The 11312-nt window shown below is 71.5% G+C and carries 10 protein-coding genes; 7 read left to right on the forward strand and 3 right to left on the reverse strand.

Annotated elements, in window-relative coordinates; translation table 11 throughout:
- Nucleotides 1-231: 231 nt before the first annotated feature.
- Complete coding sequence (locus ACGF3H_RS02685; protein ID WP_362499951.1) at nucleotides 232-1233, reverse strand: helix-turn-helix domain-containing protein; 1002 nt, start codon at nucleotides 1231-1233, stop codon at nucleotides 232-234.
- 147 nt (nucleotides 1234-1380) lie between these two features.
- On the opposite strand from ACGF3H_RS02685, the gene ACGF3H_RS02690 reads away from it, so the two are divergent.
- The 3 genes from ACGF3H_RS02690 to ACGF3H_RS02700 all read left to right on the forward strand — a co-directional run bounded on the left by ACGF3H_RS02690 (nucleotide 1381) and on the right by ACGF3H_RS02700 (nucleotide 3929).
- Nucleotides 1381-1971, forward strand: coding sequence for a cysteine hydrolase family protein (locus ACGF3H_RS02690; RefSeq protein WP_362499950.1), 591 nt, complete (start codon nucleotides 1381-1383; stop codon nucleotides 1969-1971).
- The gene (locus ACGF3H_RS02695) at nucleotides 1971-2693 is read left to right on the forward strand and encodes an isochorismatase family protein (protein ID WP_362499949.1); all 723 of its coding nucleotides are present in this window, start codon (nucleotides 1971-1973) and stop codon (nucleotides 2691-2693) included. Before ACGF3H_RS02690 ends, ACGF3H_RS02695 begins: the two co-directional genes overlap by 1 nt.
- Before the next feature lie 99 nt (nucleotides 2694-2792).
- Nucleotides 2793-3929, forward strand: coding sequence for a hypothetical protein (locus tag ACGF3H_RS02700; protein ID WP_362499948.1), 1137 nt, complete (start codon nucleotides 2793-2795; stop codon nucleotides 3927-3929).
- Here the strand turns inward: ACGF3H_RS02700 and ACGF3H_RS02705 are convergent, their stop codons facing one another.
- Nucleotides 3930-4385 (reverse strand): ATP-binding protein, encoded by a 456-nt coding sequence (locus ACGF3H_RS02705; RefSeq protein WP_362499947.1) that lies wholly within the window; start codon nucleotides 4383-4385, stop codon nucleotides 3930-3932.
- 92 nt (nucleotides 4386-4477) lie between these two features.
- Between ACGF3H_RS02705 and ACGF3H_RS02710 the strand changes: the two genes are divergently transcribed.
- The 3 genes from ACGF3H_RS02710 to ACGF3H_RS02720 all read left to right on the forward strand — a co-directional run bounded on the left by ACGF3H_RS02710 (nucleotide 4478) and on the right by ACGF3H_RS02720 (nucleotide 7226).
- A complete protein-coding gene (locus ACGF3H_RS02710; RefSeq protein WP_362499946.1) occupies nucleotides 4478-5326 on the forward strand; it encodes a helix-turn-helix transcriptional regulator in 849 nt (282 codons plus the stop codon).
- A complete protein-coding gene (locus ACGF3H_RS02715) occupies nucleotides 5286-5489 on the forward strand; it encodes a DUF397 domain-containing protein (RefSeq protein ID WP_362499945.1) in 204 nt (67 codons plus the stop codon). Before ACGF3H_RS02710 ends, ACGF3H_RS02715 begins: the two co-directional genes overlap by 41 nt.
- Before the next feature lie 99 nt (nucleotides 5490-5588).
- Nucleotides 5589-7226, forward strand: coding sequence for a hypothetical protein (locus tag ACGF3H_RS02720; RefSeq protein ID WP_362499944.1), 1638 nt, complete (start codon nucleotides 5589-5591; stop codon nucleotides 7224-7226).
- On the opposite strand, the gene ACGF3H_RS02725 is transcribed toward ACGF3H_RS02720, so the two are convergent.
- Nucleotides 7180-9288, reverse strand: coding sequence for a phosphatase PAP2 family protein (locus ACGF3H_RS02725; protein ID WP_362499943.1), 2109 nt, complete (start codon nucleotides 9286-9288; stop codon nucleotides 7180-7182). The genes ACGF3H_RS02720 and ACGF3H_RS02725 overlap by 47 nt on opposite strands.
- Before the next feature lie 483 nt (nucleotides 9289-9771).
- Between ACGF3H_RS02725 and proP the strand changes: the two genes are divergently transcribed.
- Entirely contained in the window at nucleotides 9772-11169 is a 1398-nt protein-coding gene (gene proP / locus ACGF3H_RS02730; RefSeq protein ID WP_362499942.1) for a glycine betaine/L-proline transporter ProP, read from the forward strand.
- Nucleotides 11170-11312 lie beyond the last annotated feature (143 nt).

Raw genomic sequence — 11312 nt, forward strand, 5'->3', positions numbered from 1 at the left:
ACCTGGGCTTTGCGGCCCAGATCACACGGTGGACCTTCGCCTCCTGTGCGACCAGCACTAGTAAAGGGGGGTTTGCGGACGTCTTCCCCGCCTGTTTCTCTGGAGCGGTCGCCAGGCGCCTATGCCCCGCACCAACGGCTGGTACTGACCGGCCCCCACAGACCGAAGGCGGCGGCCCCCCGATCCCCGGGGCCGCCGCCTTCGTGCGTCCGGCCGAGCCGCCGGCCGGCGTCAGCGCGTCGGTGCCGGCACGGTCCGGAACCGGCGCCGGTACTCGGTCGGGGTCGTGTCGAGGCGGCGGCGGAAGGCCCTGACCAGGGTGTCGACGGTGCCGAATCCGCAGGCGGAGGCGATCCGTTCCAGGGTGGCGTCGGTGGATTCGAGCCGGTGGCGCGCCACCTCGACGCGGGCCGACTCGATGTAGGCGTGCGGGGTGGTGCCGAGTTCGTTCTTGAAGATCCGGGTGAGCTGCCGGTCGCTGACGTGGGCGCACGCGGCGAGATCCGCGACCGTGAGGGGCTCGGCGATGTGCCGCATGATGTGGTGGCGGAGGTCCTCGATGCGCCGGGTCGCGGAGACCTGCTCCAGCGGGACGCTGAACTGGCTCTGCCCGCTGGGCCGTTTCAGGTACATCACGAGCTGCCGGGCGACGCGCAGCGCGACGGCCTCGCCGAGGTCGTCGGCGATGAGCGCAAGGGAGAGGTCGAGGCAGGCGCTGATCCCCGCGCCCGTCCAGACGTCGCCCTCGCGGATGAAGATCGGGTCGGCGTCGACCTCGATGGCCGGGTGCTCGGCGGCGAGCTGCTGCGCGGTCGACCAGTGCGTGGTGGCGCGCTTGCCGTCGAGGAGTCCGGCGGCGGCGAGGATGTGCGCCCCGACGCAGACGGAGGTGACCCGCCGGGTGCGGACGGCGAGTTGCCGTACCCGCTCCACCACGGCGGGGTCGGTGAGCGGGTGGACGCGGCGCTGGTCGTCCACCTGGACGGCGCCGGGCACGATCAGGGTGTCGATGCTCTTCGTGGCCAGTGCGTCGAAGGTGGTGTCGGGCAGGACCCGCACCCCGGCGCCGGTGGTGACCGGGTCCATGGTCTCCGCGGCGAGGACGACGTCGTAGCCCGCCGCCTCGTCCGTCTCGCGGCGCGCGAGGGAGAACACCTCCGGTGGTCCGGTGACGTCTAGCAGGTCGACGTCCTCGAAGAGGACGATGACGATCAGTCGTCCGACGGTGCTCACGGAACCCCCCATGCTCGGCAACTGCCATGTCGGTATCTGCATGTTAGATGACATTGCCGACACGAGGCGGTGGCCGTAGCGTCGTAGGCGCAGGTCACCGCACCGGTGAACTGCCTCCCCCTCCAAGCGAATTCAGGTGGTCCCCCCATGCCCAGAACGACGCTGCGCGAGCTCAACGGCTTCGACGAGACCCCGGCGAAGCTCGCCGAGTCCACGCTGGTCCTCGTCGACTACCAGAACACCTACACGACCGGCGTCATGGAACTGGACGGCTGGCGGGAGGCGCTGGACGCCGCCGCCGAGCTGCTGGCCCGGGCCCGCGAGGCGGGCACGAAGGTCATCCACGTCGTCAACGACGGCGGCGAGGGCACGCCGTACGACCTCCGGGCCGAGATCGGGCAGATCCACCCGAGCGTCGCGCCCGTCGACGGCGAGCCCGTCGTCGTCAAGAAGGTCCCGAACGCCTTCGTCGGCACGGACCTCGACCAGCACGTCGACGCGGCCGGCAAGACCGACCTCGTCATCGCCGGGTTCATGACGCACATGTGCGTGGCCTTCACCGCCCAGGGCGCCTTCCTGCGCGGCAACCGCCCCACCGTGGTGGCCGACGCCAGCGCCACCCGTGCCCTGCCGGTCGCCGGCACCGAGGTGGACGCCCGCCAGGTGCACAACAGCGCCCTCGCCACCATCGCCGACCTGTACGGCGTCGTCGTTCCGTCGCAGAAGGAGATCGTCTGATGAGGCTGCTCCGCCCGGCCGTCGCGCTCGGTGCCGCCGCCGTTCTCGCGGTCACCGCCACCGCGTGCGGCGGCGAGTCCGAGGCCGCCTCCCCCAAGGGCGAGCCGTCGGCCTCCGCCACCACCGCGGTGAACGTCGCGAAGGACACCACGACGCTGCGGAAGCTCAACGGCCTGGACGAGACCCCGGCCACCCTCTCCGACGCGACGCTCATCCTCGTCGACTACCAGAACACCTACACCGAGGGTGTGATGGAGCTCGACGGCTGGAAGCCGGCGGTGGACAACGCCGCGGCGCTCCTGAAGCGGGCCCGCGCGGCGGGCACGCCCGTCATCCACATCGTCGACAAGGGCTACGACCTGAAGTCGAAGGCGGGCCAGATCATCCCCGCGCTCAAGCCGGCCGAGGGCGAGCCCGTCGTCGAGAAGAGCGTCCCGAACGGCTTCCACGGCACCGACCTCGCCGCGCAGGTGAAGAAGGCCGGCCGTGAGAACGTCATCATCGCGGGCTTCATGACCAACATGTGCACGCTGTTCACCACCCAGGGCGCCTTCCTCAACGGCAACAAGCCGACCGTGGTGGCCGACGCCTCCGCGACCCGGCCGCTGCCCCTGAATGGCAACCCGAACGGCATTCCCGCGCAGCAGGTCCACGAGGCCGCTCTCGCCACGGTCCAGGATCTCTACGGAGTCGTGGTCCCGTCGCAGAAGTCCCTGACCTGAGACTTCCCCCCCACCTCCCCCCACCCTGATCTCCCCCCACGCTGTTCCCCCCACGCCACAAGGCACTTTCATTCACCCAAGAAAGCAGGAAAACGGGGCATGGCAACACGTAGAGGATTTCTGGGCACCGCGTCGGCCGTCGGGGCGGCTACGTTACTCACGGGCCAGACCGCCTCCACCGCCTCGGCGGCCACCACCGGCACCACCGCGACCGACCAGAAGGCCGCTCGCGACGCGATACGCGCCGTCAACGCCAAGATGCGCGCCAACTACGCGACTCTCAAGAGCGAACTGACCACCCAGCTCAGCCCGGTCGTCGTCGTCTCGAACAACGCGGTCGGCGGACGCTTCACGCTGATCAACAACGGCAAGCAGGTCGAGACCGTCGACCCGGTGCCGGAGTACTTCGAGCTGGCCAAGTCGATCGCCCACGTCCCCCTGGGCCTCTTCTCGGTCCTCGCCTCCTACCTCAGCGACCAGGTCCCCAACATCGCGAACGCCGAGCGCATCGACCCGCACGACCTCGACATGGTCGTCACCAAGGCACCGGGCGACAAGGGCTGGATCACCCCCCTGAACGCCTTCAGGACGACGCTCCAGACGGCGTACACCAAGCTCGGCACGGCCAATCTCCCGCTCGACCTCGAGAACTCCTGCGACAAGATTCTGAGCGAGGCCGTCAAGTTCATCGACGCGTCCGTCAAGGCGCAGTCGTTCGACATGGTGTCGTTCAACAGGTTCGCCGCCACGGTCTACCCGTCCATCCGCGTCAACATGACCTTCGCCGCCACCGCGCAGATCACCGGCATCGAGGGCCTCATGAAGCGGTGGCGCACGCTGATCGGCGAGACGGCGTGGAGCAACCTCTACGTCACGGTGCTGTCGATCTGGACCACGGCCGAGCTGAACCAGGCGTCCATCATCATCCGCCGCACCATGAACCAGGCGAAGGTCGACACCCACCTGATCGACCTGCCGACCGTGGAGACCCCCTCGGACCCGATCGCCGTGGCCCTGGACAACCTGGCGCGCATCGTCCAGGACAACGTCGCAGCCGAGATGGTCTTCAACACCGACCTCAAGGTCGCCGACGCCCTCAAGGGCAAGGAGGACCTCCTCTCCGACGAGATCCTCCAGCAGATCGGCGGTACGGCTCCCGTCGCGAAGACGGCCGGCTTCGCCGCGACGGCGGCGGCCGGCACCTGCCCGATCACCGGGCACACCGCGACGGTGTGATCACCCGGCGTCCCCCGCTCCCGGGGCGGGGGACGCCCCTTCGCACTCGAACCACACGGTCTTGCCACGCCCCGGGCCCGGGCTCACGCCCCACTTGTCGGCCACCGCGTCCAGCAGCACCAGGCCGCGCCCGCCCTCGGCGTCGTCGGGCACCTCGTCGGCCAGGCGCGGGCGTCGCGCACTGCCGTCGGTCACCTCCACACGCACGCCGGACCCGTCCGCCAACCGCAGCAACAGCAGGGTGCAGCGGCGGTCCGGGACGTGGCGCACGACGTTGGCCAGCAGTTCCGTCACCCCCAGTTCCACCGCGTCGGTCAGCCCGGCGAGCTCCCACTCGGCCAGGTAGGAGCGGACGATCCGCCGGACGTGCCGGGCCGAGTGCGCGCCGGCGGTGAAGCGCATCGTGTACTGGTCCGGGCAGTGACCCACGAGGGTCGGGGGAAAGTAGTCGTTCACGGCACGAGCCTGACGTCGGACGACTACCGTGGGCTACCGGACGAATACAACCGGTCCCGCAGTGGGCCGAGTTGCGCGAGAGGGGCCTCTGCGTGACCCACGTCAGCATCCTCGACCCGGGTGCCTCACCGCTCGACTACTACGGCTTCGAGCTTCGCCGGTACCGGGAAGCCGCCGGCCTGACCCAACGGCAGCTCGGCGACATCGTGAACTACACCGGCTCCCTGGTCGGCCAGATCGAGACGGCACGGAAGCTGCCGACGCCGGAGTTCAGCGAGCGGGTGGACGCGGCACTGGGGACGGGCGGGTTACTGTCCCGGCTGGTCACGCTGGTGATGCGCAGTCAGCAACCGGCCTGGTTCCAACAAGTCGCCGAGTTGCAGGCGAGGGCCACCGAGATCTACTCGTTCGAGACCCACATGGTCCACGGCCTTCTGCAGACCAAGGCGTATGCGCGTGCCGTTCTGGGCGCGCTGGACCGGAGCAACCTCGACGACCGCACCGCCGTGCGGATCGCCCGCCAGGCAATCTTCGAGAAGGAGGAGCCACCGGTCTTCTGGGCCGTGCTCAGCGAGGCCGCACTGCGCCAGGAGATCGGCGGCCGGAGCGTCATGCGGGAGCAACTGGCCCATCTGTTGGCCTTCGAGAGCAGCCCTCGGGTCAACATCCAGGTACTGCCGTTCTCGGCGGGAGCGCATGCGGGGCTCACAGGCTCATTCGACCTCTACCGCTTCGCGAGCGACCCAGCCATTGTCTACACCGAGGGATACGGAAGTGGGCATCCGACGGCCAACCCGGACACCGTCAAAAACTGCTCACTCCGATACGATCATCTCCAGGCATCCGCGCTCTCCCTCAGGGAATCGGCGGAGCTGATCCGGCGCTTGATGGAGGAACGCTATGGGGAGCAAGCCGACTCTGACGGGGATCCACTGGCGTAAGTCCAGCTACAGCAGCGACCAGGGCGGGAACTGCGTCGAGGTCGCCGAACTGCCCGCCGTCGTCGCCGTCCGCGACTCCAAGGACCCGGCGGGGCCCGTCCTGGCCCTCGCCCCCGCCACCTTCGTCGCCTTCCTCGACTGGGCCTCCGCAACGGCCGATTGACCCGGGGCCGGGTCAGGTCAACGTTTCTGTTCGATTTATCGTCTTCGCACGTGTGTCCGCACCGGGCGCGCCTGACGAAGCCGAACGGAAACCCCGACCGTGGTCCCTGCCGATCTCACCGTCTCCCGGCCCGACCAGCGGTCGGACAGACGCCCGGACGCCGCGCCGCGCGCCCTCTGGCACCGGCTTCGCGTCCCGCTGCTCGCCACGCTGCCCACCCTGCCCCTGTACGGGCTGTGGTGGGCTTTCCTCGCCACCGGCGGCGGCGACCTCGCCGCGCAGGACGCGTGGGCGGACTTCGCGGCGCGGCACGGCGGATCGGCGTACGGGCTGTTCTGGTACGGCGGGATGCACACCGCCAACTACAGCCTGATATCCCCGTACTTGATGGCCGCGTTCGGCGTGCGCACGGTCACCGTGGCGTCCGGGCTGGCGGCCGGCTGGCTGGCGGCCGTGCTGATCAGGCGGACGGGGGTGCGCCGGCCCCTGTGGCCCGCGCTGCTCGCCTCGCTCGGCCTGTGGTGCAACGTCGCCTCCGGGCGGACCACCTTCGCCCTAGGGATCGCCTTCGGGCTGGCCGCGTGCGTGCCCCTGGTCCGCGAGCGGCGGCTCGCCCTCGCCGCCGCCTACGCCGCGCTCGCCACCATGGCCTCCCCGGTGGCCGGGCTGTTCCTGGCCGTCGTCGGGGCCGGGTTCCTGCTGGTGCGGGACTGGGGGCGGGCGCTGGTCCTGCTCGTGCCGCCCGCCGCCGTCGTCGGGATCACCACGCTGTTCTTCCCCTTCACCGGGGAGCAGCCGATGCCCGCGGACCGGATCTGGCCGCCCGTCGTGCTCGGGCTGGCCGTCACCGTGCTGGCGCCGCGCGCCTGGCGGGTGGCGCGGTGGAGCGGGGCCGTGTACGCGGTCGGGACGGTGCTGACGTACCTCATCGCCTCGCCCGTCGGGACGAACGTCGAGCGCTTCGTCGAACTGTTCGCGCCCGCCGCGCTGCTCGCCGCCCTGCTCGCCGTGGGCCGGCTGCGGCGCGTCACGAGCGCCCTGCTGGTCGTCGCGCTCGTCTGGTCCGTCGGGTGGGTGGGGAAGAAGACCGTGGACGATCTGCGGGTGTCGACGGAGGTGCCCGCCTGGGCCGCCGAAACCGATGGGCTGGTCCGGGCGCTGGACGGGCTCGGTGCCGACCGCACCCGCGTCGAGGTCGTGCCCGCCCGCAACCACCGCGAGGCCGTCGGACTCGCCCCGCACGTCAATCTCGCCCGCGGCTGGAACCGGCAGCTCGACGTGGAACGCGGCCGCCTCTTCTACGACGGCAGCTTCTCCGCGGCCACCTACCGGGCCTGGCTGGACCGCTGGGCCGTCGGCCTCGTCGTGCTGCCGCTCGGCAGGCCGGACGGCCCCGCCGAGGCCGAGGCGGCGCTCGTGCGCGAACCGGAGCTGCGGCCCGGGTGGCTGGAGCCGGTCTGGCAGGACGAGCACTGGCGGGTGTACCGGGTGCGGGACGCCGTACCGCTCGTCTCGACGCCCGGCACCGTCGTGACGACGTCCGGCGCCGACCTCGTGCTGCGCGCGGAGCGGCCGGGCCCGGTCACCGTGAGGGTCGCCTGGTCGCCGTGGCTGCGGGCCGACGGCGGGTGCCTGTCCCGGGACGGCGAGTTCACGCGGCTGACCGTCCCGGCGGCGGGCGAGTACCGGATCAGCTCGGCGTACCTTCCTTCGCCGACGACGCCGGACCGCTGCTGACCTCGCCGGCCCCGGCCCCGGCACGGGACTCGGGGGCCTCGGCCCGAGCCTCCGCCGCGGCGGTCACCGTCCTGGCCCGGGGTCCCTGGAACAGGTACGTCAGCCCGAAGCCCCCGCCGACGACGAGCGCGCCGCCCACCGCGTCCAGCACCCAGTGGTTGCCGGTCGCCACGATCGCCGAGACCGTGAAGAGCGGGTGGAGCAGGCCGAGCGCCTTCATCCACGCCTTCGGGGCGATGATCGCGATCGCCAGTCCGCACCACAGCGACCAGCCGAAGTGCAGCGACGGCATCGCCGCGTACTGGTTGGTGAGGGCGGTCAGGGTGCCGTAGTCGGGCTTGGAGAAGTCCTGCACGCCGTGCACCGTGTCGATGATCCCGAGCCCCGGCATCAGGCGCGGCGGGGCCAGCGGGTAGAGCCAGAAGCCGACCAGGGCCAGCAGGGTGGCGAAGCCGAGGGAGGCGCGGGCCCAGCGGTAGTCCACCGGGCGGCGCCAGTACAGGACGCCGAGCACGGTCAGCGGGACGACGAAGTGGAACGACGTGTAGTAGAAGTCGAAGAAGTCCCGCAGCCAGCCGGCCTTCACCACCGCGTGGTTGACCGCGTGCTCGATGTCGATGTGCAGGAAGCGTTCGAGGTCGAGGATCTGGTGGCCGTGCTCCTCCGCCCGCTCCCGGCCGGCCGAGTTGCTGCCGCCGGTCGCCGCGAGGCGGACCTTGGAGTAGGCGGCGTAGGTGACCCGGATGAGGAGGAGTTCCAGCAGGAGGTTGGGGCGGGTGAGGACGCGGCGCAGGAAGGGCAGCAGGGGGACGTGCCGGAAGCGGGCGGGGACCGGCGCCGCGTAGCTCGTCGGGACGGGGGTGTCGTAGTACGGCGAGGTGCGCGGCAGGAACGGCACGAGGACGGCCGCGGCCAGCGCCGCGAGCAGGACGACGTTGTCGCGGAGCGGGAACAGGGCCGCCATGTTCGGCAGCATCATCTTGGCGGGCAGCGTCATCACCAGGACGACGGCGACCGGCCCCACGTACCGGTCGGAGGCGCGCCTGCCGACCCGGCCGACGACCGCGAGCAGCACCCACAGCAGCTGGTGCTGCCAGGTGGTCGGCGACACGGCGACCGCCGCGCAGCCGGTGACGGCGACGGCGAGCAGGAGCTGCCCGTCGCGGGCGTAGCGCACGGCGCGGCGCAGCGCGAGGACGGCGACGGCGGCGCCGAGGACGAGGAAGAGGGCGATCTCCAGGGGCCCGGAGAGACCGAGCCGCAGCAGGGCGCCGTGCAGGGACTGGTTGGCGAGGTCGTCGGCCGCACCGCCGAGACCGACGCCCGCCAGGTGGTGCACCCAGTAGGTGTACGAGTCCTGCGCCATCGCCGCCCAGGCGATCGCCGTGCAGGCGGCGAAGGCGGCGGCCGTGGACACGGCGGCCCGTCTGCGGTCGGTGAACCAGAGGAGGAGCACGAACAGGAGCACGGTCGGCTGGAAGGCGGCGGCGACGCCGATCAGCGCGCCGCCGACGCGTTCGCCGTGCTCACCGCGGACGGCGAAACAGCCCAGCAGGACGAGCAGGACGGGCAGGATGCTGGTCTGCCCGAGCCACAGCGCGTTGCGCACGGGCAGCGAGAGCATCAGCAGGCTGACGGCGACGGGCGCCGCCAGCAGCGCCGTGCGGCGGCCGACCGGCTTGGGCAGGGCGCGGGCGGCGACCAGGCCGAGGGCCACCACCAGCAGCAGCGAGCCGAAGGTCCAGCCCCAGCCGAGGGCCTGTTCGGCGGCCCGGGTGAAGGGTTTGAGGACGAGGCCGACGAAGGGGGTGCCGGTGAACTGCGTGGAGTCGTAGAGCGAGCCCTCCACGTGCAGGACCCCGTGCTCCCCGACCCAGGTCTCCAGGTCCGTCAGCCGTTCCCCGCGCGGGGTGCCGAGGACCGCGGCGAGCTGGCGTACGGCGAGGATGGCGGCGACCAGCCACAGTCCGAGCCGCGCCGCGCGCAGCCGTGCTCTGGTCGCCGCGACGGCCGGTGCTCCGAAAGCCTCCGCCGGCCGTCCACTGTGCTCCGCATTCGCCACGCCCCGCGGCCTCCCGCCCCGCTCGTCCGCGCGCCCGTGTGCGCGGTGCTGTCCTTGCGAACCCTATGGGGCTCGCACCGCCCCCTGGGGGAGACGCAGGCGACCCCCGATCCACCTGACCGCCACCCGCGTCGTCCGCCGCCGGCCGGCCTTTTGGCCGCCTTTTGTCCGCATGACGATAGTCCGGTCCTGCTCGGGGTGCCTCTCGCCACCTTCCCGAGGTCCGTCGCCACCCCGGCCGGAGCGAGAAGGATCACAGGTCAGAGGCGCGGGACTCGCTCCGTACCGAAGAGACGTCCCTGCGTGCACGTCATATTGATGCACTGTGCAACGAACAGCTTACCGGGCGTAAGGGCCGCATCACCGCCTATGGTCGCTTTTCGGCCTGTGGCGCGTTGCCGCGGGTTCCTTCCGGCCCGGCGACAGTGCCGCCGTGCGGGTCGCGGTGTCCCTGTCCCCGTCGAAAGGTAGGCGAGCGGAGTTTTGTCGGCTGCCACCGTCGCATCCCCCCTGTCCCTCGAGAAGCCGGCCCGTTCCGGCGCGTCAGCGTCCGGCTCAGGCGTCACCGCCACTGACCCCGCCCTCGTCAGGCGCGCCGTGAAGGCCGCGGCACTCGGCAACGCCATGGAGTGGTTCGACTTCGGCGTCTACAGCTACATCGCCGTCACCCTCGGCAAGGTCTTCTTCCCCTCGGGCAACCCGACCGCCCAGCTGCTCTCCACCTTCGGCGCCTTCGCCGCGGCGTTCCTGGTCCGCCCGCTCGGCGGCATGGTCTTCGGCCCGCTCGGCGACCGGGTCGGACGGCAGAAGGTCCTCGCCGTCACGATGATCATGATGGCGGCGGGCACGTTCGCCATCGGCCTGATCCCGTCCTACGCGACGATCGGCGTGTGGGCGCCGGTGCTGCTGCTGGTGGCCCGCCTGGTGCAGGGCTTCTCGACCGGCGGTGAGTACGCGGGCGCGTCCACGTTCATCGCCGAGTACGCGCCGGACAAGCGGCGCGGGTTCCTGGGAAGCTGGCTGGAGTTCGGCACGCTCGCCGGCTACATCGGCGGCGCGGGACTGGTGACCCTGATGACGGCGCTGCTGTCCGACGGCGACCTCACCTCGTGGGGCTGGCGCATCCCGTTCCTGATCGCCGGACCGATGGGCATCATCGGGCTGTACCTGCGGATGCGGCTGGAGGAGACCCCGGCGTTCGCCGCCGAGGTCGAGAAGGCGGAGGCCTCGCGTCCCCGCGTGCCGCTGCGGGACATGATCACGGGCCAGTGGAAGTCGCTGCTGCTGTGCGTCGGCCTGGTGCTGGTCTTCAACGTCACCGACTACATGCTGCTGTCGTACATGCCGAGCTACCTGACGAGCGAGCTGAAGTACGACGAGACGCACGGGTTGCTGGTCGTGCTGGCCGTGATGGCGCTGATGATGATCGTGCAGCCGTTCGCGGGCGCGCTCACCGACCGGGTCGGGCGCCGTCCCGTGATCGCCGCGGGCTGCGCGGGCTTCCTCCTCCTGTCCGTCCCGGCGCTGCTGCTGATCCGCCAGGGCAGCCTGCTCGCCATCGGTCTCGGCATGGCCGCACTGGGCCTGCTGCTGGTCTGCTTCACCGCGTCGATGCCGTCCGCCCTGCCCGCGCTGTTCCCGACGCGGGTGCGCTACGGCTCGCTGTCGATCGGCTTCAACGTCTCCGTGTCCCTCTTCGGCGGCACGACGCCGCTGGTGGTGACGGCGCTGATCGGGGCGACGGGCAACATGATGATGCCCGCCTACTACATGATGGCCGCGGCCGTGATCGGCGGCGCGGCGGTGTGGTTCATGAAGGAGTCGGCCGGCCGCCCCCTCCCCGGCTCGGCCCCCGCGGTCGAACACGTCGAGGCCGCCTGAGCCCTCCGGGCACGCGAGCGACACCGGGGGTGGGGGGGGGACCCCCCCCCCCCCCCCCCCCCCCCCCCCCCCCCCCCCGGGCCCCCCCCGGGCCCCCCCCCGGCCGCCCCCCCCCCCCCCCCCACCCCCCCCCCCCCCCCCCT

The organism is Streptomyces sp. NPDC048185 (genome assembly GCF_043202495.1).
In the GTDB taxonomy this organism is placed as follows: domain Bacteria; phylum Actinomycetota; class Actinomycetes; order Streptomycetales; family Streptomycetaceae; genus Streptomyces.

Bases quoted from the DNA above. Each gene is read 5' to 3' on its own strand.
- ACGF3H_RS02690 (WP_362499950.1), top strand. From the start codon at position 1,381: ATGCCCAGAACGACGCTGCGCGAGCTCAACGGCTTCGACGAGACCCCG.
- ACGF3H_RS02715 (WP_362499945.1), top strand. From the start codon at position 5,286: ATGGGGAGCAAGCCGACTCTGACGGGGATCCACTGGCGTAAGTCCAGC.
- ACGF3H_RS02700 (WP_362499948.1), top strand. From the start codon at position 2,793: ATGGCAACACGTAGAGGATTTCTGGGCACCGCGTCGGCCGTCGGGGCG.
- ACGF3H_RS02695 (WP_362499949.1), top strand. From the start codon at position 1,971: ATGAGGCTGCTCCGCCCGGCCGTCGCGCTCGGTGCCGCCGCCGTTCTC.